The organism is Propioniciclava sp. LT432 (assembly GCF_059515965.1).
The window spans coordinates 14,509-36,562 of sequence record NZ_JCAKNE010000016.1 but is presented as its reverse complement, the minus strand read 5'-3'; the positions used below and the strand labels follow the sequence as shown (position 1 = coordinate 36,562).

Genomic DNA, 22,054 nt, shown 5'->3' with positions numbered 1-22,054 from the left:
CCGCATGCTAGGTCCATCAGGAGGCCTGGCGGACGTCCTCCGCTCCCAGTCCCGTCATCCGGATCTGCTCCCACGCGTCGGGGTGGACGGCGTTGGCGTTGATGGACTCCAGCAACTCCACCCACTCGGACGGTGCCGGCCGGTCCGCGAGGGCCTCGAGGCAGACGGACTGGATCGCGCCCTCCCCATCCACCCACCCCGCCAGCCCGAGGGCGACGAGGGCACTCCCGGCACAGTTGGGCACGCTCGCCCGGACCACTTGGGACCACAGGGCCACCCGACGGCCGGCGTTCGCCCGGGTGGTTCCCAACAGGGCCTGCTCAAGGAACTCCGGGTCGTGGCTGGCCAGGCAGAGGATGGTCGCCTCGTCGATGTCGAGCTCGCCGGGGGCCTCGTCGTGGCCGGCCACCAGCGCGAGGCCCTCCGCCACCACGTCGCTCAGCGTGGCCTCCCGGGCTGCGACGCGCTCCAGGGAAGCGGTCACCTCGGCCGGCGAGCACCCCGGCATGGTCAGGTCGACGAGTTCCGCCCGCGATCGCCGGACCCTGCGACCGGCGTAGGCGGCCCGCACCAGGTGGACGCTGCCGAGCCGGTCGTAGGGCGTCCCGACGTCGTCCGGGTCGCCGTACCAACGCTCACCGTCCGCGTGAACCAACGTGCGGGGGCACGCGTCGGGAATCGAGGCGGCCACGTCGTCCAAGGCCCACCACGACCGCTCGGAGTCGGTGGAGAACGCGATGAGGACATGCGAGGCACGGGGGAGGCGGCGCCACACGGACCGCAGGGCCTGGGCGGTGCCGTGACCGCCTGGCACGTCGAGGTCGACGCGCGCGGTCAACTCCACCTTCCCGTCCTCCAGGGCCACGAGGACCAAGGAGTCGGACGGGTGGAAACCCAGCAGGGTGGGAACGACCTCGACGAGGTCGGTGAGGGAACGCAGCGACGTGGGCTGCTCAAGTGCATCGGTCATGCGCCTGACACTTGGCGGCGTGACGTCTCCGGTGCACTCGATTCCCGTCGTCCACAGGACCGTTTCCCCGGCTCGTTGGCTGTCCACAGCCCTCCCGGTACCCTCGGTGACATGACGCAGCCGTGGCAGCAGGACCCGTACCAGCGGCGTCCCGTCGACATCGACGCCTACGCGCCACCGCGCCGCTCGGGCGCCGGTTGGTGGTTCGCCGCGATCGGCGTCGTGCTCGTCGGGGTCGTCTTGGCCGTCCTGCTCTGGCGTCCTCAGCCCGCCCCGGCGCCGGAGTCTGCCCCGGCGGCCAGTTCGTCCACCGCCGAACCGAGCGGGCCGGGCATGCCGTTCACGATGCCGGGCAGCACCGTCAGCCACGGCCGGTGGGAGGTCACCGCCCACACCTGGACCGACAGCGGGGTTGTCGTCCGAGTCAAGGTCACCGCGGATTCCGGCCGCGTCACCTATGGGTTCGTCGCCTACTCCAACGCGGGCACGGACGTCTACAGCCCCGGGCCCGGGGCCCCCGACCCGGAGATCGGCAGTGGCACGCTGTCGGCGGGACAGTCGATCGAGGGGAACCTGTTCCTCCCGCTTCCGCGCGGGGCGTCCACCCTCATCCTGACCACGGCGCAGGGCCGACAGATGTCCGCGCTGCCGATCCCCACCTGACCGCGATCGGGTAACGAGCCGATCACGATTTGAGCCCCGGACAGCTTCGTTGCCCATTCGTGATGAGACCAGGCCCGCTCGGGGCGTTTCGATTTGTACGATGCGCTGTCATCCGCCCTCGTCCCGGGGCGGTACACCAGGGGAGAATCCAAACATGAAGCGCATCATTGCCGGCCTCGCGGCCGCAACGCTCGTGCTGACCGGCTGCAGTGCCGGCGGCGGCTCGGGCCAAGCCCCGGCTGCGGGCGCCACCTACAAGATCGGCCTCAACTACGAGCTGTCGGGCGACGTCGCCACGTACGGCCAAGCCAACGTCCAAGGCATCGAGATGGCCACCGAGGAGATCAACGCCGCCGGTGGCATCGACGGCAAGAAGATCGAACTCATCAAGTACGACACCAAGTCGGACGCCGCCGAGGCCACCACGCTGGCCACGAAGCTGATGACCCAGGACAAGGTGATCACGGTCATCGGCCCCGCCACCTCCGGCGGCATGAAGGCCACCATCCCCGTCGCCGAGCGTGCCAAGATCCCGGTCGTGTCCGGGTCCGCCACCGCCGACGACGTCACGGTCGACGCCAAGGGCGTCAAGGAGTTCGCGTTCCGCACCTGCTTCAACGACTCCTTCCAGGGCACCGCCGCCGCCAACTACGCGGTGAAGAAGTTCGACGCCAAGAAGGCCGTCATCCTGCGTGACAGCTCCAGCGACTACTCCAAGGGCCTCGCGGACGCCTTCCGCACGACCTTCACCGCCGGTGGCGGCGAGATCGTGTCGGAGGACGCCTACAGCAAGGGTGCCGACAACTTCAACGCGGTCATGACGAAGTTCAAGGGCCAGCAGTTCGACGTCCTGTACCTGCCCGGCTATTACACCGAGGCCGGCAAGGCCATCAAGCAGGCCCGCGACCTCGGCATCACGCAGCCCATCCTCGGTGGCGACGGCTTCGACTCCCCCGTCCTGGCTGAGCAGGCCGGCAAGCAGCTGACCGACGTGTACTTCACCAACCACTACAGCTCCGACGACCAGGACCCGAAGGTCCAGGACTTCATCAAGGCGTTCAAGGCCAAGTACGGCACCGAGCCGAACGCGTTCAACGCCCTGGGCTACGACACCCTGAAGTTCGTCGCCGACGGCATCAAGCGCGCCGGTGAGAAGACCGGCGTGGGTGTCCAGAAGGCACTCGCCGAGACCAAGGGCTTCTCCGGCGTCACCGGCAGCTTCGACGTCGACGAGAACCACAACCCCGTCAAGGCCGTCGTCTTCATCGGCTACAAGGACGGCGAGGTCGCCGTCACCGAGAAGGCCTGACACACTTCATCCATACCAACCCACGCAGGAGTGGGACGGCGGACCGCCGTCCCACTCCTGCCCTGATCAGGGGAGGGCGACACCCGTGGAGCAGTTGGCTCAACAACTCGTCAACGGCTTGGCGCTGGGCAGCATCTATGCCCTGATCGCGCTCGGCTACACGATGGTCTACGGCATCATCCAGCTCATCAACTTCGCCCACGGCGACGTCTACATGGTCGGCGCCTACATCGGCTACTTCTCCATGGTCCACCTCAAGCTGGGCTTCGTGGAGTCGCTGCTGATCGCGATGGCCCTCTGCACCGTGCTCGGCGTGGTGATCGAGCGGGTGGCCTACAAACCCCTGCGCAAGTCCACACGCATCGCCGTGCTCATCACCGCCATCGGCGTCTCGCTGCTGCTGGAGTACGGGATGATGTTCTTCGTCGGCGCCGACACCCGCACCTACGGTGCCCTTCCGCCGTTCATGGAACAGAGCTTCGTCCTCGGCGACGTCCTCATCACGATGAAGCAGATCATCATCATCGGTGTCTCGGTCCTGCTCATGGTCGTCCTGCAGTACGTCGTCCGCTACACCAAGATCGGCAAGGCGATGCGCGCCGTCAGCCAGGACGCCGATGCCGCCCGTCTGATGGGCATCAGCGTGGACAACACCATCTCGTTCACCTTCGCCATCGGGTCCGCCCTCGCGGGCGCGGCCGGCGTGCTGGTGGGCGTGTACTACAACGCCATCAACCCGCTGATGGGCCTGCTGCCCGGCCTGAAGGCGTTCATCGCCGCGGTGTTCGGCGGTATCGGACTGATCCCCGGTGCGCTCATCGGTGGCTACTTCATCGGTGCCGCCGAGACGCTCGTGGCCGGCTACTGGTCCAGCCTCTACACCGACGCCGTGGTGTTCGCGATCCTCATCCTCGTGCTGATCTTCAAGCCCACCGGCCTGCTCGGCAAGAACGTCCGGGAGAAGGTGTGATGAAGAAGCCCCTCGTCCGCCAGGCGCTCACGCTCTGGCTCCCCCTGGCCGCCACCTATGTCATCGTGCTCCTGCTCGTGCAGGCCGGCATCATCGACGCGTACGCCCAGGTGACCCTCGCCACGATCTGCATCAACATCGTGCTGGCGGTCAGCCTCAACCTGATCACCGGCTTCACCGGCCAGTTCTCCCTCGGCCACGCGGGCTTCATGGCCATCGGCGCCTACTCCACCGCCCTGGTCAGCATGAACGTCGACTCGACCGCCGGGTTCGTGGGTGGACTGCTGCTCGGCGGCGTCATCGCGGCCGCCGTCGGCTTCCTCATCGGCCTGCCGACCCTGCGACTGCGCGGCGACTACATCGCCATCGCGACGCTGGGCATGGCCGAGATCATCCGCATCCTGTTGCAGAACTTCGAGTTCACCAACGGCGCCGCCGGCCTCTCGCCCGTCCCTCAGTACATGGACTGGAACTGGTTCTTCATCCTGACCGTCGGCTCCGTCCTGCTGATCCGCAACTTCGTCCGGTCCCGTCAGGGCCGCGACGCGATCGCCGTCCGCGAGGACGAGATCGCCGCCGAGTCGATCGGCGTGAACACCACGCGCTCCAAGGTGCTCGCCTTCACGATCGGGGCCTTCTTCGGCGGGATCGCCGGCGGAATGTACGCCTCGTACTTCTACGTGATCAAGCCCGAGCAGTTCGGCTTCCTGAAGTCGGTCGACATCCTGGTCATCGTGGTGCTCGGCGGGCTGGGGTCCCTCTCGGGTTCGGTGATCGCCGCCTTCATGCTGGCGATCATCTCGACGCTGCTGCAGCCGTTCCCGGGCGTCCGCATGATCCTGTACGCGCTGTTGCTGATCGTCATCATGATCTTCCGGCCCCAAGGGCTGATGGGCAACCGCGAACTGTCGATGTCGATGCTGCCGCGCTTCGGCCGGCGCAAGGACACGACCCGGACGGAGGCCTCATGACCATCCTCGACGTCAAGGGCCTGACCCGCAGCTTCGGTGGCCTCACCGCCGTCTCCAGCGTCGACCTCCAACTCGCCCAGGGCGAACTGGTCGGCCTCATCGGCCCCAACGGGGCCGGCAAGACGACCGTCTTCAACCTGCTCACCGGCGTGTACCCGCCCAGCTCGGGCAGCATCGCGTTCACCGCCGGTGGGAGGACGCAGTCGATCGGCGGCAAGGCGCCCTACGCCATCTGTCGCGCGGGTGTGGGCCGCACCTTCCAGAACATCCGCCTCTTCAAGGACCTGACGGTCCTGGAGAACGTGATGATCGCCTTCCAGCAGAACCAGCGCTACCCGCTCGCCACGTCGTTCCTGCGCCTGCCGGGCTTCGGGCGGGCCGAGGACGAGATCCGCTCCGGTGCCCTCGAACTGCTCCACGTGATGAGGCTCGACCACAAGGCCGAGGAGTTCGCTGTCAACCTGTCGTACGGCGAGCAGCGCCACTTGGAGATCGCGCGCGCGCTGGCGACCCGTCCGACCCTGCTGCTGCTGGACGAGCCGGCCGCCGGCATGAACCCGACCGAGACGGCCAACCTGACCCGGCTCATCACCCAGATCCGCCATGACTTCGGCCTGACGATCCTGCTCATCGAGCACGACATGAGCCTGGTCATGCAGATCTGCGAACGCATCTACGTCCTCGACCACGGCATCGTGATCTCGTCCGGGACACCGGAAGAGGTCCGCGCCGACCCGCGGGTGATCGAGGCCTACCTGGGCGAGGAGGTCGACCATGCTTGAGATCACCGACCTGGCGGTCGCCTTCGGCGGCATCACGGCGGTCAAGGGCATCTCCCTGTCCGTGGCCGAGGGCGAGATCGTGACGCTCATCGGGGCCAACGGCGCCGGCAAGACCACGACGCTGCGCACCGTGTCCGGCCTCATCAGGCCCCGCCGCGGCAAGGTGCTCCTCGACGGTCATGACATCACCCGGCAATCGGCCCAGTCCCGCGTCAGGCGCGGTCTGGTCCAAGTCCCCGAGGGACGCCGCGTCTTCCCCCAGATGACGGTCCTGGAGAACCTCGAACTGGGAGCGTACGTCCGCAAGGACTCCTCGGGGATCGCCGCCGACCTGGAGCAGGTCTTCGACCGGTTTCCGCGGCTGAAGGATCGCCGCAAGCAGAACGCCGGCACCCTGTCCGGCGGGGAACAGCAGATGCTGGCCATCGGCCGCGCCCTGATGGCGCGTCCGCGCGTCCTGCTCCTGGACGAGCCGTCCATGGGTCTGGCCCCGCTGCTGGTGCAGGAGATCTTCTCGATCATCAGCGAGATCAACCATGCGGGCACGACGGTCCTGCTGGTGGAGCAGAATGCCAACATGGCGCTCCAGGTCGCCCACCGTGGCTACGTCCTGGAGACCGGCAAGATCGTGCTGGCAGGCACCGCTGCCGAGCTCACCAGCACCGATGAAGTGAAGCGCGCCTACCTCGGAGGATGACCATGTTCGTGAAGAGCCGGATGACCCGCGATCCGTTCACCGTCCGCACGGACGCCACGATCCCCGAGGCGATCGCCACCATGAAGGATCGGCACGTACGCCATCTCCCGGTCATGGACGCCGGACGTGTGGTCGGCGTGATCTCCGAGGGCGACATCGATGCGAGCCTGCCGTCCAAGGCCACGTCGCTGTCGGTGAACGAGCTCACCTACCTCGTCAACAAGTTGCCCGTCGCCAAGGTCATGTCGCGCAACCCCCTGACGATCTCCCCCGACGCCCTGCTCGAGCAGGCCGCCCTCGTCATGCGCGAGAACAAGATCGAGATGCTGCCGGTGGTCGAGGACGGGCGCCTGGTCGGCGTCATCACCGAATCCGACCTGCTGGACGCCTACATCGAGCTCCTGGGCTTCCGCGACCACGGGACCCGCCTCGTCGTCGCGGCTCAGGACGTCCCGGGGGCGCTCGCCCGGATCGGCGAGGTGACTCGTGCCCACGGCGCGAACGTCCAGCACCTGGCGGTCTACCGCGGCGAGGACGGCACGGCCGACGTCATGCTCGGGGTTGACACGACCGACACGGCCGCGCTCGAAGCCGCGCTGGCCGAGGCGGGCTTCACCGTGCGGGGCCGGCTGGAGAACGCCTGAGGCTGTCCACGGCGCGGACGATTTGGAACATGCCCGGGGTTCAGGGTAAAGTTCTTCTTCGTTCCGCACCGGAACTTTGGGGCTATGGCGCAGTTGGTAGCGCGCTTCCATGGCATGGAAGAGGTCAGGGGTTCGAATCCCCTTAGCTCCACCACCCCCTCCACCACAAGGGGTTTGGGACGGGAAGACGCCACATCGAAAGAAGAGGCGGGTTCCCGTCTTTGGCGTTCTCGGGGTCGCGCACGCGTCGCGGCAGTACCCTTCCCCGCTGCTAGCATCGGCGCGCAGACCGTCGACAGGAGCCCCATGACCACGCCGCACATCTCGGCCGAACCCGGCCAGATCGCCCCGCTCGTCCTCATGCCGGGCGACCCGAGGCGGGCGGCCCGCATCGCCGCGGAGCACCTCACCGACGCCGAGCTGGTCTCGGACATCCGCGGCATCGGCTGCTGGACCGGCACCTGGCGGGGCACGCCGATGAGCGTCATGGCGTCCGGCATGGGCATCCCGAGTGTGTCCATCTACGCCACCGAGCTGTACCGGTACTTCGGAGTCGAGCGGATCGTCCGGGTCGGCACCTGCGGTGGCATGTCCGACAAGGTCGCCGTGGGCGACACGATCGTCGCGACGGCCGCCCACACCAACTCATCCCTGTCTGCGCTCTTCGTCCCCGGCATCTCCCTGTCGTGGGCGGCGTCCTACCCGCTCCTGCGCGGCGCCATGGACACGGCCGCCACGCTCGCCGACGCACGGGTTCACACCGGACCGGTGTACTGCTCCGACCACTTCTACCTCGCCAACCCGGACGTCATCGCCGGCCTGTCCAAGTACGGCACCCTCGGTGTCGAGATGGAGTCCGCGGGCCTGTACGCGAGCGCGGCGGCCGAGGGTGGCGAAGCGCTCACCGTGCTGACCGTGAGCGACCACCTGCTCGACGGGTCGAGCGACATGACGGCCGGCGAGCGCGAGACGCTGTACGCGAACTCGGTGCTGATCGCCGCGGGGGCGCTGCTCTCCTGACAGCGGCGCTCAGCGCGAGCTGGGCGAGGCCAAGGGCCCGGCGTGGCCCACGACGACATTGTTGTAGCTCTGGAGACGCCACCGCTCCTGGTGGTCCAGGATCGTCCAGGAGCAGTTCCAGAGCCCGCTCAGGCCGAACGACGCCTCCAGCCGCCAACCGAGGAACAGGCATAGCCCCACCCGCAGCGCGAGGCCGTGACCCACGACCATGGTGGTCTCGTGCGGGTGGCGTCCCGCCAGCTCGCCCAGGACGGCCGCGACCCGCTCACCCGCCTCCTGGGCCGTCTCCCCGGTCTCCGACCGGCGGAAGTCACGGCCGGAGCGCAGCGCGTCCTCGAACCACGGGTTCTCGGCGGCGACCTCGGCCGACGTGCGGCCCTGCCAGCTGCCGACGCTGATCTCGCGCAGGCGCTCGTCCGTCTCCACACCCACCCCGGACGCCGCGGCCACCGCCTCGGCGGTCGCGCGGGCTCGCAGCAGGTCCGACGTCACCACCCGGGACGCCTTCAGGCGGACGAGCCGCTCGGCCACGGCGTCCGCCTGTGAGCGGCCGATGCGGTTCAGGGGGACGTCCTGCTGCCCCTGGAAGCGCCCCGCGGCATTGGAGTCGGTCTGCCCGTGCCGGACGAGCACGAGCTTGGTGCGTGCCTCCACGACGTCAGGGGACGTCGACCGCGGCGCCCTCGTCGACGCGCAGTTCGATGGCCGGGCAGTCACGCCAGAGGCGCTCCAGCGAGTAGAGCTGGCGCTCCTCCGCGTGCTGGATGTGGGCGACGAGGTCGCCGAAGTCGAGCAGCACCCAGCGGTTCTCCCCCTCGCCCTCGCGGCGCAGCACCTTCGAGCCATCCCGGAAGAGCGCCTCCTCGATGGCGTCGCCGACCGCCCCGACCTGCCGCTCGTTGGCAGCGGTCACGATCAGGAAGACGTCGGTGAGGGCCAATCGCTCCGACACGTCGAAGGCCACCAGGTCGGTGGCCTGCTTGGCCGAGGCCGCCTGCGCGGCCAGCTGGGTGAGGTGGAGCGCGTGGTCAGTCGCCGCCATGGATCTCCTTGTCATCGGGGCTCGAGAGGTAGAGGCCCCGCTTGCTGATGTACTGCACGATACCGTCGGGCACCAGGTACCACGTCGGCAGGCCCGCCGCCGTGCGCTCGCGACAGGCGGTCGACGAGATCGACAGGGCCGGAATCTCGATCAGGGTGACCTTGTCGGCCGGCAGGTGTGCGATGTCCTTCTCGTCCAACTCGACGCCGGGGCGGGACACCCCGACGAAGTGGGCGAGTTCGAACAACTCCTCGGCCCCCCGCCAGGTGAGGATTTGCGACAGGGCGTCGGCGCCGGTGATGAAGAACAGCAGCGTCTCGGGACCCCGGAGGCGCCGCAGGTCGCGGAGGGTGTCGACCGTGTAGGTGTCGCCGGGACGGTCGATGTCCACACGGCTGACGGAGAAGCGGGGGTTGGACGCCGTCGCGATCACGGTCATCAGGTACCGGTCCTCGGCGGGCGAGACCGTCTTGTGCGCCTTCTGCCACGGATGGCCGGTGGGCACGAAGACGACCTCGTCGAGGTCGAAGCGCGCAGCCACTTCGCTGGCGGCCACGAGGTGGCCGTGGTGGATGGGGTCGAACGTGCCACCCATGACGCCGAGGCGCCAAGCGGGCCGGCCGGCTCCGGCAGCCAGGCCGGTGGCGGTCATTCGCGTTCGGCGACCGCGAGGGGACGGGCCGAGCCGAAGCCCAGCAGGATGCCGAGGAGGCTCACGAGTGCGGCGAACACGACGAGACCGGTGATGATGGCGCCGGTCGTGTCCCCATGGCCGGCGGCTGCTTCGAGCAGGAGCGTCATGCACGGGAGCATAGCGAAAAGTGGTGCCCCGGCGCCCGCCCCCTTCCTTCTGGAGGGCAGAAAATCGGCTCCGCGGCGCGGCGCGTTCCCCTAGAGTGCAGGAAAAGCCAGCCCGGTCCGTCGGCCGCCCGCGTCGCCGAGGGGAGCCGCGCCAGCACCCCATGTCAAGGAGGACAGGTGAAGTTCCACCACCACGGATACGTCTCGAGTGACCCCCGGATCGCCACGCCGGCCGGAGTCGGCGTCGACCGCGGCGACCGACTGGCCGACGAGGTCGACGTGCTGATCGTCGGTGCGGGCCCCGCGGGCATGATCGCAGCGGCACAGCTCGCGCAGTTCCCCGACATCCATGCCGCCATCGTCGAGAAGCGCCCCACGCGCCTCGAGATCGGTCAGGCCGACGGCATCCAGTCCCGCAGCGTCGAGACGTTCCAGGCGTTCGGCTTCGCCGACCAGATGATCGCCGAGGCCCAGCGCATCGTGGAGACCACGTTCTGGAAGCCGGACCCCAGCAGCCCCGAGAACATCGTCCGGACCGCCCGGACGCCGGACGACCCCCGCGAGATCAGCGAGTTCCCCCACCTCATCGTGAACCAGGCCCGCGTCCTGGACTACTTCGCCGACTTCGCACTGCGCGCCCCGGCGAGGATGCCCGTCCACTACGGGCACGAGTTCCTCGGCCTGGAGGTGACCGGCGAGGGTGATCGTCCGGTCGTCGTCCAGCTCAAGGATCCCGATGGCCACGAGCGGACGATCCGAGCCAAGTACGTCATCGGTGCCGATGGGGCGCGCTCCGGCGTCCGCAAGGCGATCGGCGCCCAGCACGAGGGCAGCGTCTCCAACCACGCGTGGGGCGTCCTCGACGTCATCGCCGACACCGACTTCCCCGACATCCGCCTCAAGGTGGCCGTGACCGCCGCCAGCGGCAGCCTCCTGATGATCCCCCGCGAGGGCGGCTTCCTCTTCCGCATGTACGTCGACCTGGGTGACGTCCCCGAGGGCGACAACCGCGCCGTCCGCAACACGCCCAAGGAGGCGATCATCGCCAAGGCGCAGGCGGCCCTGCACCCCTACCGGCTCGACATCAAGGACGTCGCCTGGTGGAGCGTGTACGAGGTGGGGCACCGCGTCACGGAGCGCTTCGACGACGTCCCCGCCGAGGAGGTCGGCACCCGGACGCCGCGCGTGTTCATCGCCGGCGACGCCTGCCACACCCACTCGGCCAAGGCCGGCCAGGGCATGAACATGTCGATGCAGGACGGCTTCAACATCGCGTGGAAGATCGCCCACGTGCTCCGCGGGCAGAGCCCGGAGAACCTCCTGCAGACCTACACCGTCGAGCGGCACGAGATCGCCGAGAAGCTCGTCGCCTACGACCGGGAGTGGTCCTCGATGATGGCGTCCAAGCCGTCGGAGGACGATCCCGCCGCGCTCGAGCGGTACTACGAGGAGCACGCCGAGTTCCCGGCGGGCTTCATGACGCACTACCAGCCGTCGCTGATCACCGGCGACGGGGCGCACCAGGCGGTGACGGCGGGCTTCCCACTGGGCAAGCGGTTCAAGTCGGCGCCGGTCGTCCGCGCGGGCGACGCCAACCCCGTCCACCTCGGCCACCTGCACGAGGCCGACGGTCGGTGGCGCATCTACGTCTTCGCCGATGCCGCCCTCGCGGGTGAGGACTCCCCGACCACCCGCCTGGCCGACTGGCTCGCGCACGACCCGGCCTCGCCGCTCCTGGCGCACCGCGCCGAGGGCCAGGACCTGGACGCCGTGTTCGACCTCAAGGTCGTCTACCAGCAGCCCTACACCGAGGTCACGCTGGACAAGGTGCCGGCCGTGTTCAAGCCGAAGGTGGGCCCCTTCCAGGTGCCGGACTTCAACAAGGTGTTCGCACTGGACCCCGACGTGGACATCTTCGAGGCGCGCAAGATCGACCGCGCCGGCGCCATCGTCGTCGTGCGCCCCGACCAGTACGTGGCGAACGTGCTGCCGCTGGACGCCCACGAGGAACTGGCGGACTTCCTCCGCCCGATCTTCACCGCCTGATCAGGCATCCCGCCGCCCCGTGCGGCATCTCCGGGTGGCGGAACCCCAAGGATTCTCGGGGTTCTTCCACCCGGAAATGTCTCACGCGCGGGTCTGGCCCCGTCCGGTCACCACGTACTTCGTGGAGGTCATCTCGGGCAGGGCCATCGGGCCCCGCGCGTGGAGCTTCTGCGTCGAGATGCCGATCTCGGCCCCGAAGCCGAACTCCCCGCCGTCCACGAACCGGCTGGACGCGTTGACCAGCACGGCCGCGGCGTCCACCTCGGCCACGAAGCGGTCGGCGTTGCGCAGGTCGGAGGTGACGATCGTCTCCGAGTGGCCCGTCGTGTGCGCGCGGATGTGCTCGATGGCGGCGTCCAGGTCGTCCACGACCGAAGCCGCGAGGTCGAGGCTGAGGTACTCGTCGTCGAACTCGCCCTCCTCGGCCGGCACCACTGCGTCCGAGAACGCCTGCACGGCGTCCGTGCCGTGGACGGTCACGCCGGCGTCCGCCAGCGCGGCCAGCGCCTTGGGCAGGAACTCCTGCGCGGCGTCCCGGTGCACGAGCAGCGTCTCAACGGCGTTGCACACGCTGGGCCGTTGGGTCTTGGCGTTGAGGAGGATCTCGATCGCCATGTCCTGGTCGGCGGACGCGTCGACGAACAGGTGGCAGTTGCCGGTGCCCGTCTCGATGACGGGAACCTTGGCGCCCTCGACCACAGCGTTGATGAGGCCGGCACCGCCGCGCGGGATCAGGACGTCCACCAGGCCGCGGGCCGCCATCATCTCACCGGTGACCGAGCGGTCCCCCTCGACGAGTTGGAAGGCATCCGCGGGCAGGCCGGCGTCCGCCACGCCGGCGCGCAGCGCGTCCATGACCGCACCGTTGGACGCCAACGTCGAGCTCGAGCCGCGCAGCAGCGCCGCGTTGCCGGACTTCAGCGCGATGCCGGCGGCGTCCGCGGTGACGTTCGGGCGCGCCTCGTAGATGATCCCGACCACGCCGAACGGCACGCGGACCTGACGGACGTTCACCCCGTTGGGGTTGGTCCAGCCCCGGACGACGTCGCCGACGGGGTCGGGCAACCCGGCGAGCTGGCGGAGCCCGTCCGCCATGCCCTGCAGGCGCTGCGGGGTGAGGCGCAGGCGATCGATCAGAGCAGCGGTCGTGCCGGACGCCTCGGCCGCGGCCACGTCCTCGGCGTTCGCGGCGAGGATCGCGTCCTCGGCGGCCAGCAGGCGGTCCGCCATCGCGTTCAGCGCCGCGTCCTTGGTGGCGCGGGAGGCGGTCGCCAGCACACGGGACGCCGTGCGCGCGGCCAGGGCCTGGTCGTGGAAGGTCATGCCAGCCATGGTAATGAGCGCGGTCGGGCGTGCGATGGACGGTCCATCAGAACCGGCGACGGTGCAGCTCCCGGACGCGGTCGGCCAGTTCGTCGTCCGGCCCGTCCACGACGGCACCGGGCACGACGGTCGTGATCGGCAACGCCGCGACCGGCCCGGCCGGGACGCCCCACTCGGCGAGCCACTCCCCCAGTTGTGCCGACGACGACGCGTAGACGATCCGGCCCAGGCCGACCCAGCCGTGCGCGGCGGCACACATCGGGCAGTGCTCGCCGGACGTGTACACCACGGCGGCGGCCCGCTGCTCGGGGCTGAGGTTCTCCACGGCCCACTTCGCGATGGCGAACTCGGGGTGTCGGGTGCGGTCCCCCGCGGCGACGTGGTTGTGGTCGGCGAACAGGACGTCGCCGTCGGAGACCAGCACGGAGCCGAACGGCTCGTCACCGCTCACGAGGGCCTGCTCGGCCAGGTCGACGGCGAGCGTCAGGAAGCGTCGGTCGGTCGGGTCGATGGGCATGGCCCTCAGGTTAGCCGCGGAACTTCTTCCGCAGGATGAGGGCGTCCCGGTGCACCAGCTCACGCTCGAACTCCGGCCCCTGCTCGGCGGCCAGGTCCTTGGTGGAGCGTCCCAGCATCGCGGGGAGGTCACGGGAGTCGTAGTTGACGATCCCGTGGCCGACGAGTTGGCCGTCGGGCCCGTCGAGGCGCACGGGGTCGCCCGCGGAGAAGTCGCCGGTGAAGCCGGTCACGCCGGCCGGCAGCAGGGACGCCTTGCGCTCCACGACCGCGCGGACGGCCCCCTCGTCCAGGGTGAGTTTACCGGCGACGTGGGAGGCGTAGGCCAGCCAGAGCATCTTGCGGGAGCGGCGGCGTCCGGAGGGGTGGAACAGCGTGCCCACCGGCTCACCCGACAGCGCCTCCGCCACCTTGCCGGCCGACGCCAGCACCGTCGTGATACCCGCGTGGGTGGCGATGCGCGCGGCCTCCAGCTTGGTGGCCATGCCTCCGGTGCCCACCGAGGAGCCTCCGTGCGAGGTGTCGACCACGAGGTCCTCGACCTCGGCCACGTCCGTGATCATCCGGGCCCCCGGACGCGATGGATGGTCCGTGTAGAGCGCCTCCACGTCGGAGAGCAGGAACAGCGCGTCGGCCCGCACGACGTGCGCCACGAGGGCGGCCAGCCGGTCGTTGTCGCCGAACCGCAGTTCGTTGGTGGCGACGGTGTCGTTCTCGTTGACGACCGGCACCACCCCCAGCTCCAGCAGGCGCGTGAACGTGCGCAGCGCGTTGGAGTAGGAGGCCTGCCGCGCGATGTCCTCGACGGTGAGCAGCACCTGCCCGACGGTCAGGCCGTGCGCGGCGAACAAGGACGTGTACCGGGCCAGCAGCAGGCCCTGCCCCACGGACGCCGCCGCCTGGCGCGTGGCGAGGTCGCGCGGCTTGGCCCGCATGCCGAGCGGGTCGATCCCCGCGGCGACCGCACCCGACGACACGACGACCACCTCCCGGCCGGACGCCCGGGCCGCGGCGATGGCGTCCACCAAAGCGTTCATGTGCGCCATGTCGAGGCGACCATGGGCATCGGTGAGTGAGGAGCTGCCGACCTTGACGACGATCCGCCGGGCCTCGCCCACCGACCTGCGGATGGGGTCTCCCACCCTCAGTCCTCCTCGTTGAAGTCGACGCGCCAGCTCTTGTTCGGGTCGCGGGGCAGGCCCTCGGCCGCCGCCTTGGCCGCGTGGTACTCGGCGTCCATCTCGCGGCGACGGGCCACCGAGGCCCGCTCCGCGTGGAGCCGCTCGTCGTCACCGCGACGGGTCAGGAGTTCGGCACCCGACTGCACCTGCGGCGCGAAGTCGAACACGACCGGGTCGTCGCCGGCGCCGATGGCCACCGCGTCCCCCTGCCGGGCGCCGATGCGCAGCAGCTCGTCCTCGATGCCGAGGCGGGTGAACCGGTCGGCGAGGTAGCCGACCGCCTCGGGGTTCGTGAAGTCGGTCTGCTTGACCCAGCGCTCGGGCTTGGCTCCCTCCACCCGCCACACGAAGCCACCCTCGCCGTCCCCCATGCGACGGATGGTGAACTCCGGCCCGGTGCCCCCGACGGGTTCGGGCCGGATCACGATGCGCTTCGCCTCGACCTTGGGCTGGGCGGCCCGCCGCTCGCGGACGAGTTCGGCCATCGCGAAGGTGAGCGCCTGCAGGCCCTCGGAGGACTTCGTCGAGATGCGGAACACCTTCAGGCCGCGCGCCTCGATCTCGGGCGCGACGAGGTCGGCGAGGTCGGCGGCGTCGGGGATGTCGACCTTGTTCAGGGCGACCAGGCGCGGACGGTCCTCCAGGCCGCCGTGGGCGGCGAGCTCGCCCTCGATGATGTCGAGGTCGGAGACCGGGTCGCGTCCCGGCTCGTACGTCGCGCAGTCGATGACGTGCACGATCGCCTGGCAGCGCTCGATGTGACGCAGGAAGTCGAAGCCCAACCCGCGACCCTCGGAGGCACCTTCGATCAGGCCGGGCACGTCCGCGACGGTGTAGGTCGTCTCGCCCGCCACGACCACGCCGAGGTTCGGGACGAGCGTGGTGAACGGGTAGTCGGCGATCTTCGGCCGCGCTCGGGAGATCGCGGCGATCAGAGACGACTTGCCGGCGCTCGGGAAGCCGACCAGGCCCACGTCCGCGAGCACCTTGAGCTCGAGTGTGATGGTGCGCTGCTCGCCCTCCTCGCCCAGCAGGGCGAAGCCGGGCGCCTTGCGCGCCGACGTGGCGAGGGCGGCGTTGCCGAGTCCCCCCTTGCCACCCGCGGCGACGACGACCTCGTCGCCCGCGCCCACCAGGTCGGCCAGGACCTCGCCGGTGTCGGCGTCGGAGACGACCGTCCCCTCGGGCACGGCCAGGACCACGTCATCGCCGTTGGCGCCCTGCTTGTGGTCACCCTCCCCTGGGGCGCCGTTCGTGGCCCGCCGCTGCGACTGCCGGTGGTAGTCGACGAGCGTCGTCAGGCCGGGGTCGACACGCAGGATGACGGAGCCGCCGTTCCCTCCGTTGCCGCCATCGGGGCCGCCGAGCGGCTTGAACTTCTCGCGGTGGACCGACGTGCAGCCGTGGCCGCCATTGCCACCGGACACGCGCAGGGTCGCGCGATCCACGAAGGACGGGATGGCCATGGTGATACTCCGGTCAGCAGGCGAGGGACGGACCAGTGGATTCTACCGGGTCACGGGTGCGCCCAGTCCTCCGGCGGGGTCGGACGCCGACGTGCCGCCCCGAGGCCCCACCACGCACCCGCCACCGCGCCGGCGAGCAGCCCGCCCGCCCCGATCGCCAGCTCCACCCACGAGACGGGAGGCCGTGCGTCCTCGCCGGTGGTGGCGGTCAGGCGCGCCGAGGCCGAGAGGCCTCGGTTGTCGACCAGTTCGGTCCGGTTCGCGAAGCGGATGCTCGTCCCGGTGACCAGACCGCCCTTGTGCTCGGCGACCTCACCCGGGAAGGTGACCGTCACGTCCAGGCCGTTGAACCGCCGCAGCGTGTACTCGGCCACGTCGTCGGGGACGCGCCCCGCGGGGTAGAACTCGACCTGGACGTATTCCCCCACCCGGCGCATCACGCCGAAGTAGCGCTGCAGGTCGTCCACTCGTGCGTGCCCGCGGATCCGACAGACCGACTGCCCGCCCGGGTCCACCTCGCGGGTGAAGTCGAGCGTGGGGATCGTCGTGCTGTCGAGCAGGCAACCCGCCACCCCACGGCGGACGAGTTCGGCGCTGGCGTCCGGGGTGTAGGTGAGGTCGACCTGCACCAGGGCCGGGCTCCGCACCACCACCGTCCCGACGAGCGTGCAGCCCGTCAGCAGGAGCGGGGCGCCGAGGGCGGCCAGTGCCGCGAGCGCACGCGCGCGCATGGGTCGAGTGTAGGCACGGGGCCGGCCGGCGTCGTCGCTCGCAGGTGTGGGGTCAGCTCGGCTTCCGTTCCCCGCCGCGGAACGCGTCCATCACGCGCCGTTCCTTCTTGGTCGGACGTCCGGCCCCGCGGTCGCGCACGGCCACCTTGCCCGTCATCTCCGGGATCGGCGGCGGCTTGGCCGGCGTGTGGTCGAGGTAGGCCTGCTGCGCCAACGAAGCACCCACGCGCTTGGTCAGCGTCGGGTCGACGACCTCGACGATGCGCTCCTCGTCGGCCCGCCGAACCCGGATCGTGTCGCCCGTCACGACCACCTGCGCCGGCTTGGCCGGCTTGTCGTTGACACGCACGTGGCCGCCCCGGACGCCCGCGGTGGCGTCCGAGCGCGTCCGGTACAGGCGTACCGACCACAACCACGCGTCCAGACGAGCCATGGCGAGACCCTACCCCTCGGTCCCCGGACGGGACATGCGAAGCGGGGGCGGCCCGAAGGCCACCCCCGCTGTCACGAATTCGCTCAGGCGTCGGCCAGCGCGATGTTCACGGTCTTGCGACCGCGACGCTCGCCGAACTCGACGGTGCCCTCCTTGAGGGCGAACAGGGTGTCGTCCTTGCCGCGGCCGACGTTGTCGCCCGGGTGGAACTTGGTGCCGCGCTGGCGGACGATGATCTCGCCCGCGTTCACGACCTCGCCGCCGAAGCGCTTCACGCCGAGGCGCTGTGCGTTCGAGTCACGACCGTTGCGGGAGCTCGATGCGCCCTTCTTGTGTGCCATCTCGGTTCTCCCTCAGCTCTCGATGCCGGTGACCTTGACACGGGTGTAGCGCTGGCGGTGGCCCTGGCGCTTCTTGTACCCGGTCTTGTTCTTGTACTTGAGGATGCGGATCTTGGGGCCCTTGTGCTCGGCGATGACCTCCGCCGTCACGGACACCTTGGCCAGCTTGTCCGACTCCGTGGTGATGGCATCGCCATCGACCACCATGAGCGGGGTGAGGTTGACGGTGGAGCCGACCTCGGCGTCGACGATCTTGTCGACGGTGAGGAGATCACCGACAGCCACCTTGTGCTGGCGTCCGCCGCTGCGCACGATCGCGTACACGCCTGACCTGCTTTCCTGAATGTGTCGTCTGTGTCGAATTCGGCGACGAAGCGCCTCATTCACGCGGTGCCGGGAGCGACGGTTGATCGCACGCCCGCACGGGCACCGGGGGTCAAGATTACGCTGCCGCGCCCGCGCCGGTCAAACTGGGCGCCGCCCGAGCCAATCCAGCACAGCCGCGACGACCGCCGGGGCCGTCCGGGACGGGAATGAGTGGGTGGCCCCGGGGACGACGACCAGCTCCCGTCCAGCCGCGTGGCCCTGCCCCAGGGTGTCCGACAGTTCGTCGGGTGACCCGAACGGGTCCCGGGCGCCAGAAACCAGCAGGACATCGACGCCGACCGGCTGCAACTCCCCCAGCCGCGATGCCTCGGGCCTGCCCGGCGGGTGCAGGGGGAAGCTCAGGGCGACGACGCCGGCGAGGTCCGCGTCCCAGGTGCGGCAGGCGATCCTGGCCCCGGCGGAGCGTCCGCCCGTGACCAGCGGCAGCCCCGGCCAGGCCGCGCGCACGGCGTCCACCCCGACGAGCCAGGCCGGGTCGGACGCCGGGGGCCGCGGCCCCACCTTCCTGCCGGCCACCCGCCAGGGCAGCTCGTACCGGACGACCGCCCAGCCTCGGGCCGGCAGCCCACGTGCCAGCGCCAGCAGGTCGACGGAGTCGACCTGACCCGAGTGGCCGCCCCCGACCAGCAGGACGCCGCGGGGATCGGCGGGTGCGTCGACGTGGAGGCGTCCGGGGCCGTCGGGGGTGTCCAGGTCGAGGACGGTCGCGGCGCTCATGCGCGCTATCCTCTCACCCGCGTGTCTCGGAGGACCGGAGCAGAATGAACACCCGCACCTTGGCCCTGGGGGGCCGCTTCACCCATGTGGCCGAGTGGCCCACGTCAACGTTCACCCTGATCGAGGCGCAGGGAGGCAACGGCGTCGTCGTGAGCGACCCGACGTGGACGACCAGCGACGAATCCATGGTGCCCACGGTGTGGACCGACCTCTACGGCAACCGCGGACGGAAGCTCATGCTCCCGGCCGGGGAGTCCGTGTTCGAGTGGACGGCGACCGCCACCGTGCCGGACACCGTCGACGAGCAGGACCCGACGGCCGAGCAGGTCCCTCCGCTGGAACTGCCCGACGCCGTCCTCACGTACCTGTGGCCCTCCCGCTATTGCCAGTCCGACCTGTTGAGCGCGGATGCCTGGCGCCTGTTCGGCACGGGTCCGCGCACCCTCCAGCGGGCCCTGGACGTCTCCGACTGGGTGCACGGGCACACCGAGTACCGCAGCGGCAGCACGACCTCGGCCTGGTCGGCGCTGGACACCTTCACCAGCGGGTTCGGCATCTGCCGGGACTTCGCGCACACGTTCGTCGCCCTCTGCCGGGCCCTCAACATCCCGGCGCGCTACGTGTCCGGCTACCTCCCCGTGCTGGACGTCACGATCGAGGCCGCCGGGAGCCGGGACTTCCACGCCTGGGCCGAGGTGTGGTTCCGGGACCGGTGGTGGACCATCGACCCCCGCCACAACGTCCCGCGCAAGGGCCACGTGAAGATCGGCCACGGTCGGGACGCCGCGGACGTGCCGCTCCTCACCAACTTCGGCAGACCCCGGCTCAAGCAGATGGTCGTCACCTGCCACGAGGTCGACCCGGCGCACGCTCCTGGGTGAACGGCCAGGCCCTGACCATGCCCTCGGGGCGCCCTGGCTCGATGTAGTGCTCCACCCCGAACATCGCGTCGAAGGCCTGCTCGGGCATCGCCAGCAGGCCCGCGGCGTCGGGCTGGGACGCGTGGGCGGCCAGGGCCGCCCGCTTGGCGGGAAGGTGGTCGGTGAGGTCGGCCGCCCAGTGCAACTCGGCCTCCGGGGTCCCGAGCGGGTTCCCGTCATCCATGGGGGCGTCGACGTCCCACTCGGAACCATCCGCCCCGGCCTCGACGGCACGCCTGAACAGTGCGCGGACGAGGTCGCGGTTCATGCTGACCTCCAGGTACCGGGGGCGCCGCGCGGCCAGCTCGACGGCGCGGCTCGTCACCTTGTGCACCATGACGTGGTCGGGGTGCCCGTAGCCGCCGTGCCAGTCGTAGCCCACGACGGCGTCGGCGTCCTCCTGGTCGAGCACGTCGGCGATCGCACGGGCGACGGCGTCCACGTCGGCGTTCATGAAGGCGTCCGGATGCTCGTTGGTGTCCCAGCCGGTCATGCCCGAGTCGCGGTGGTCGAGCCAGACCAGTCGTTGCGCTCCCGTGACGGCGGCGGACGCCTTCGCCTCGGCTCGACGCAATTCGGCGAGGTCGCCCTCGTGGCCCTCGGGAATCGTGCCATGGTCGCCCCCGGTGCCGTACACCACCACGACACGGTGCCCCTCCGCGGAGAGGCGGGCCATCGACGCGGAGGTCTGGCTCGCCTCGTCGTCGGGGTGCGCGTGCACGAACACGATGGTCGACATGGGGTGTCAGTCTAGACAGTCCCCCTCAGGGGCGGACCGGGGATCCTGCCCGGGTCCCGCCCCTCGTGACGTGGAATGCTGGACGGGTGCAGCTGATGACCATGTCCGCCGGTGACGAGCAGCGCCTGGCGCGCTTGAGGCGAATGAAGGCGATCGCCCTGTCACTGCTCCTCCTGGCCGCCGTCCTGTACCTGGCCACGCTCCGCCTGGACCACTCCGGGGTGTGGGGGTACGTGAACACCATGATGGAGGCGGCGATGGTGGGCGCCCTCGCCGACTGGTTCGCCGTGACCGCGCTGTTCCGCTATCCGCTGGGCATCCCGATCCCCCACACCGCGATCATTCCGCGCAAGAAGGACGAGCTCGCCGGGTCGCTGCAGTCCTTTTTCGCCAGCAACTTCCTGACCGAGGAGGTCGTCCGCGAGCGCATCGCCGACGCCCGTCTGGCGCACCGCCTGGGGGGCTGGCTGCGGGATGAGGCCCACGCCCGGCGGATCGTGGCCGAGGGCGTCCGGGTGGCGCGGGCCCTGCTCCACCGCGTCAAGGACGAGGACGTCCGTGCCCTGGCCCTCGACGTGGTCCTCCCCCGGCTCGACCGCGAGCCCGTCTCCCAGATCACCGGGGCGCTCCTGGACGGCATCGTGGCCGACCGCGCCCACAAGGGGCTCGTCGACCTCCTCTTCCGCGAGCTCCACAAGTGGCTGGCCAAGAACCCGACGGCGTTCACGGCCATCCTGCACGACCGTGCCCCACGGTGGTCGCCGCACTTCGTCAACCAGCGCGTCGTCTCCGCGCTGTATTGGCAGGCCCTGGACTGGGTGGCCGACGTCCGGGACGACCCCGAGCACACGGCCCGCCATGGCTTGGACAACCTGCTGCTCCGCATCGCCGGCGACCTGCAGGCGGACCCCGCGGTCCAGGACCGCTTCGAGGCCCTCAAGTCGCGCCTGCTCACCCATCCGCAGGTGGGAGCGACGGTCGTCTCCCTGTGGGCCTCGGTGCGCAACAGCCTGGAGTCGGCACTGGACGACGAGGAGTCCGGTCTCCGCGAACGGGCCATCCGCGGCGTCCAGGACCTGGGCGAGTCCCTGCTCAGCGACCCCACGATGACCGAGCGTGTCGACACCACGGCCTCGGACGCCTTGGCGTGGCTCGTCACCACGTACGGCAACGAGCTCAGCTCGGTCATCAGCCACACCATCCAGCGGTGGGACGGCCGGGACGCCAGCGAGCGCATCGAGCTCTACGTGGGCCGCGACCTGCAGTTCATCCGCATCAACGGCACCGTGGTCGGTGCGTTGGCTGGGCTCGTGATCCACGCGATCAGCCAGCTCGTCATCTGATCCGCGCGAGCCCCTTCCTCGACTTCACGGAAACTTCACGGT

General features: G+C 70.1%; 26 protein-coding genes and 1 tRNA gene. 12 read left to right on the top strand and 15 right to left on the bottom strand.

Annotated features, from left to right (window positions below; genetic code table 11):
- Positions 1-16 precede the first annotated feature (16 nt).
- Complete coding sequence (locus AC5YDV_RS10300; protein ID WP_496183092.1) at positions 17-970, bottom strand: DUF4192 domain-containing protein; 954 nt, start codon at positions 968-970, stop codon at positions 17-19.
- A 111-nt stretch (positions 971-1,081) separates the two neighbouring features.
- Between AC5YDV_RS10300 and AC5YDV_RS10295 the strand changes: the two genes are divergently transcribed.
- The 9 genes from AC5YDV_RS10295 (at position 1,082) to AC5YDV_RS10255 (ending at position 8,026) form a co-directional block, all read left to right on the top strand.
- Positions 1,082-1,633, top strand: coding sequence for a hypothetical protein (locus tag AC5YDV_RS10295; RefSeq protein ID WP_496183093.1), 552 nt, complete (start codon positions 1,082-1,084; stop codon positions 1,631-1,633).
- A 154-nt stretch (positions 1,634-1,787) separates the two neighbouring features.
- A complete protein-coding gene (locus tag AC5YDV_RS10290; RefSeq protein ID WP_496183094.1) occupies positions 1,788-2,942 on the top strand; it encodes an ABC transporter substrate-binding protein in 1,155 nt (384 codons plus the stop codon).
- Between the two features lie 85 nt (positions 2,943-3,027).
- Entirely contained in the window at positions 3,028-3,912 is an 885-nt protein-coding gene (locus tag AC5YDV_RS10285; protein WP_496183095.1) for a branched-chain amino acid ABC transporter permease, read from the top strand.
- Positions 3,912-4,883 (top strand): branched-chain amino acid ABC transporter permease, encoded by a 972-nt coding sequence (locus AC5YDV_RS10280; RefSeq protein WP_496183096.1) that lies wholly within the window; start codon positions 3,912-3,914, stop codon positions 4,881-4,883. Before AC5YDV_RS10285 ends, AC5YDV_RS10280 begins: the two co-directional genes overlap by 1 nt.
- Positions 4,880-5,665: an ABC transporter ATP-binding protein gene (locus tag AC5YDV_RS10275; RefSeq protein WP_496183097.1), complete on the top strand. Its 786-nt coding sequence runs from the start codon at positions 4,880-4,882 to the stop codon at positions 5,663-5,665. Before AC5YDV_RS10280 ends, AC5YDV_RS10275 begins: the two co-directional genes overlap by 4 nt.
- Positions 5,658-6,362 carry an ABC transporter ATP-binding protein gene (locus tag AC5YDV_RS10270; RefSeq protein WP_496183098.1) on the top strand — a complete coding sequence of 235 codons (705 nt, stop codon included), beginning with the start codon at positions 5,658-5,660 and terminating at the stop codon, positions 6,360-6,362. Before AC5YDV_RS10275 ends, AC5YDV_RS10270 begins: the two co-directional genes overlap by 8 nt.
- Before the next feature lie 2 nt (positions 6,363-6,364).
- On the top strand, positions 6,365-7,006 hold the full coding sequence (locus AC5YDV_RS10265; protein ID WP_496183099.1) for a CBS and ACT domain-containing protein: 642 nt from the start codon (positions 6,365-6,367) through the stop codon (positions 7,004-7,006).
- Between the two features lie 78 nt (positions 7,007-7,084).
- Positions 7,085-7,160: transfer RNA gene (locus AC5YDV_RS10260), tRNA-Ala, on the top strand.
- 152 nt (positions 7,161-7,312) lie between these two features.
- On the top strand, positions 7,313-8,026 hold the full coding sequence (locus AC5YDV_RS10255; protein WP_496183100.1) for a purine-nucleoside phosphorylase: 714 nt from the start codon (positions 7,313-7,315) through the stop codon (positions 8,024-8,026).
- 9 nt (positions 8,027-8,035) lie between these two features.
- Here the strand turns inward: AC5YDV_RS10255 and AC5YDV_RS10250 are convergent, their stop codons facing one another.
- Genes AC5YDV_RS10250 through AC5YDV_RS10235 form a run of 4 tightly spaced genes read right to left on the bottom strand, consistent with a single transcriptional unit; the run spans position 8,036 to position 9,869 of the window.
- The gene (locus AC5YDV_RS10250) at positions 8,036-8,680 is read right to left on the bottom strand and encodes a histidine phosphatase family protein (protein ID WP_496183101.1); all 645 of its coding nucleotides are present in this window, start codon (positions 8,678-8,680) and stop codon (positions 8,036-8,038) included.
- A 4-nt stretch (positions 8,681-8,684) separates the two neighbouring features.
- A complete protein-coding gene (gene rsfS, locus AC5YDV_RS10245) occupies positions 8,685-9,068 on the bottom strand; it encodes a ribosome silencing factor (protein ID WP_496183102.1) in 384 nt (127 codons plus the stop codon).
- Positions 9,055-9,720 carry a nicotinate-nucleotide adenylyltransferase gene (gene nadD, locus AC5YDV_RS10240; RefSeq protein WP_496183103.1) on the bottom strand — a complete coding sequence of 222 codons (666 nt, stop codon included), beginning with the start codon at positions 9,718-9,720 and terminating at the stop codon, positions 9,055-9,057. Before nadD ends, rsfS begins: the two co-directional genes overlap by 14 nt.
- Positions 9,717-9,869, bottom strand: a complete 153-nt coding sequence (locus tag AC5YDV_RS10235; RefSeq protein WP_496183104.1) for a hypothetical protein — start codon at positions 9,867-9,869, stop codon at positions 9,717-9,719. The genes nadD and AC5YDV_RS10235 overlap by 4 nt, the downstream gene beginning before the upstream one ends.
- A 177-nt stretch (positions 9,870-10,046) precedes the next feature.
- Between AC5YDV_RS10235 and AC5YDV_RS10230 the strand changes: the two genes are divergently transcribed.
- Positions 10,047-11,915 carry an FAD-dependent monooxygenase gene (locus AC5YDV_RS10230; protein ID WP_496183105.1) on the top strand — a complete coding sequence of 623 codons (1,869 nt, stop codon included), beginning with the start codon at positions 10,047-10,049 and terminating at the stop codon, positions 11,913-11,915.
- An 81-nt stretch (positions 11,916-11,996) separates the two neighbouring features.
- On the opposite strand, the gene AC5YDV_RS10225 is transcribed toward AC5YDV_RS10230, so the two are convergent.
- From AC5YDV_RS10225 to AC5YDV_RS10185, 9 genes are all read right to left on the bottom strand, one after another.
- Positions 11,997-13,238 (bottom strand): glutamate-5-semialdehyde dehydrogenase, encoded by a 1,242-nt coding sequence (locus AC5YDV_RS10225; protein ID WP_496183106.1) that lies wholly within the window; start codon positions 13,236-13,238, stop codon positions 11,997-11,999.
- Between the two features lie 46 nt (positions 13,239-13,284).
- The gene (locus tag AC5YDV_RS10220; RefSeq protein WP_496183107.1) at positions 13,285-13,755 is read right to left on the bottom strand and encodes a nucleoside deaminase; all 471 of its coding nucleotides are present in this window, start codon (positions 13,753-13,755) and stop codon (positions 13,285-13,287) included.
- A gap of 10 nt (positions 13,756-13,765) precedes the next feature.
- Positions 13,766-14,896 (bottom strand): glutamate 5-kinase, encoded by a 1,131-nt coding sequence (gene proB, locus AC5YDV_RS10215; RefSeq protein ID WP_496183108.1) that lies wholly within the window; start codon positions 14,894-14,896, stop codon positions 13,766-13,768.
- Between the two features lie 2 nt (positions 14,897-14,898).
- Positions 14,899-16,401 (bottom strand): GTPase ObgE, encoded by a 1,503-nt coding sequence (obgE, locus tag AC5YDV_RS10210; RefSeq protein WP_496183109.1) that lies wholly within the window; start codon positions 16,399-16,401, stop codon positions 14,899-14,901.
- Positions 16,402-16,451: 50 nt separating this feature from the next.
- Positions 16,452-17,132: a hypothetical protein gene (locus AC5YDV_RS10205; RefSeq protein ID WP_496183110.1), complete on the bottom strand. Its 681-nt coding sequence runs from the start codon at positions 17,130-17,132 to the stop codon at positions 16,452-16,454.
- A 52-nt stretch (positions 17,133-17,184) separates the two neighbouring features.
- Positions 17,185-17,565, bottom strand: coding sequence for an RNA-binding S4 domain-containing protein (locus AC5YDV_RS10200; RefSeq protein ID WP_496183111.1), 381 nt, complete (start codon positions 17,563-17,565; stop codon positions 17,185-17,187).
- Between the two features lie 83 nt (positions 17,566-17,648).
- A complete protein-coding gene (rpmA, locus tag AC5YDV_RS10195; protein ID WP_496183112.1) occupies positions 17,649-17,906 on the bottom strand; it encodes a 50S ribosomal protein L27 in 258 nt (85 codons plus the stop codon).
- Positions 17,907-17,918: 12 nt separating this feature from the next.
- A complete protein-coding gene (gene rplU, locus AC5YDV_RS10190) occupies positions 17,919-18,230 on the bottom strand; it encodes a 50S ribosomal protein L21 (RefSeq protein WP_496183113.1) in 312 nt (103 codons plus the stop codon).
- Between the two features lie 141 nt (positions 18,231-18,371).
- Complete coding sequence (locus tag AC5YDV_RS10185; protein ID WP_496183114.1) at positions 18,372-19,010, bottom strand: alpha/beta hydrolase family protein; 639 nt, start codon at positions 19,008-19,010, stop codon at positions 18,372-18,374.
- 44 nt (positions 19,011-19,054) lie between these two features.
- Here AC5YDV_RS10185 and AC5YDV_RS10180 point away from each other — a divergent pair, with 44 nt between their 5' ends.
- Entirely contained in the window at positions 19,055-19,891 is an 837-nt protein-coding gene (locus tag AC5YDV_RS10180; RefSeq protein ID WP_496183115.1) for a transglutaminase-like domain-containing protein, read from the top strand.
- Here the strand turns inward: AC5YDV_RS10180 and AC5YDV_RS10175 are convergent.
- The gene (locus AC5YDV_RS10175) at positions 19,851-20,669 is read right to left on the bottom strand and encodes a PIG-L family deacetylase (protein WP_496183116.1); all 819 of its coding nucleotides are present in this window, start codon (positions 20,667-20,669) and stop codon (positions 19,851-19,853) included. The two genes, AC5YDV_RS10180 and AC5YDV_RS10175, sit on opposite strands and share 41 nt — an antisense overlap.
- Before the next feature lie 95 nt (positions 20,670-20,764).
- On the opposite strand from AC5YDV_RS10175, the gene AC5YDV_RS10170 reads away from it, so the two are divergent.
- Entirely contained in the window at positions 20,765-22,012 is a 1,248-nt protein-coding gene (locus tag AC5YDV_RS10170) for a DUF445 domain-containing protein (protein WP_496183132.1), read from the top strand.
- Positions 22,013-22,054: the final 42 nt, after the last annotated feature.

Bases quoted from the DNA above. Each gene is read 5' to 3' on its own strand.
- AC5YDV_RS10180 (WP_496183115.1), top strand. From the start codon at position 19,055: ATGAACACCCGCACCTTGGCCCTGGGGGGCCGCTTCACCCATGTGGCC.
- AC5YDV_RS10290 (WP_496183094.1), top strand. From the start codon at position 1,788: ATGAAGCGCATCATTGCCGGCCTCGCGGCCGCAACGCTCGTGCTGACC.
- AC5YDV_RS10200 (WP_496183111.1), bottom strand. From the start codon at position 17,565: ATGGCTCGTCTGGACGCGTGGTTGTGGTCGGTACGCCTGTACCGGACG.
- AC5YDV_RS10170 (WP_496183132.1), top strand. From the start codon at position 20,765: ATGACCATGTCCGCCGGTGACGAGCAGCGCCTGGCGCGCTTGAGGCGA.
- rsfS (WP_496183102.1), bottom strand. From the start codon at position 9,068: ATGGCGGCGACTGACCACGCGCTCCACCTCACCCAGCTGGCCGCGCAG.
- AC5YDV_RS10270 (WP_496183098.1), top strand. From the start codon at position 5,658: ATGCTTGAGATCACCGACCTGGCGGTCGCCTTCGGCGGCATCACGGCG.
- AC5YDV_RS10220 (WP_496183107.1), bottom strand. From the start codon at position 13,755: ATGCCCATCGACCCGACCGACCGACGCTTCCTGACGCTCGCCGTCGAC.
- AC5YDV_RS10275 (WP_496183097.1), top strand. From the start codon at position 4,880: ATGACCATCCTCGACGTCAAGGGCCTGACCCGCAGCTTCGGTGGCCTC.
- AC5YDV_RS10185 (WP_496183114.1), bottom strand. From the start codon at position 19,010: ATGAGCGCCGCGACCGTCCTCGACCTGGACACCCCCGACGGCCCCGGA.
- AC5YDV_RS10300 (WP_496183092.1), bottom strand. From the start codon at position 970: ATGACCGATGCACTTGAGCAGCCCACGTCGCTGCGTTCCCTCACCGAC.
- AC5YDV_RS10255 (WP_496183100.1), top strand. From the start codon at position 7,313: ATGACCACGCCGCACATCTCGGCCGAACCCGGCCAGATCGCCCCGCTC.
- AC5YDV_RS10265 (WP_496183099.1), top strand. From the start codon at position 6,365: ATGTTCGTGAAGAGCCGGATGACCCGCGATCCGTTCACCGTCCGCACG.
- AC5YDV_RS10175 (WP_496183116.1), bottom strand. From the start codon at position 20,669: ATGTCGACCATCGTGTTCGTGCACGCGCACCCCGACGACGAGGCGAGC.
- AC5YDV_RS10295 (WP_496183093.1), top strand. From the start codon at position 1,082: ATGACGCAGCCGTGGCAGCAGGACCCGTACCAGCGGCGTCCCGTCGAC.
- nadD (WP_496183103.1), bottom strand. From the start codon at position 9,720: ATGACCGCCACCGGCCTGGCTGCCGGAGCCGGCCGGCCCGCTTGGCGC.
- AC5YDV_RS10235 (WP_496183104.1), bottom strand. From the start codon at position 9,869: ATGACGCTCCTGCTCGAAGCAGCCGCCGGCCATGGGGACACGACCGGC.
- AC5YDV_RS10205 (WP_496183110.1), bottom strand. From the start codon at position 17,132: ATGCGCGCGCGTGCGCTCGCGGCACTGGCCGCCCTCGGCGCCCCGCTC.
- rpmA (WP_496183112.1), bottom strand. From the start codon at position 17,906: ATGGCACACAAGAAGGGCGCATCGAGCTCCCGCAACGGTCGTGACTCG.
- AC5YDV_RS10280 (WP_496183096.1), top strand. From the start codon at position 3,912: ATGAAGAAGCCCCTCGTCCGCCAGGCGCTCACGCTCTGGCTCCCCCTG.
- AC5YDV_RS10225 (WP_496183106.1), bottom strand. From the start codon at position 13,238: ATGACCTTCCACGACCAGGCCCTGGCCGCGCGCACGGCGTCCCGTGTG.
- obgE (WP_496183109.1), bottom strand. From the start codon at position 16,401: ATGGCCATCCCGTCCTTCGTGGATCGCGCGACCCTGCGCGTGTCCGGT.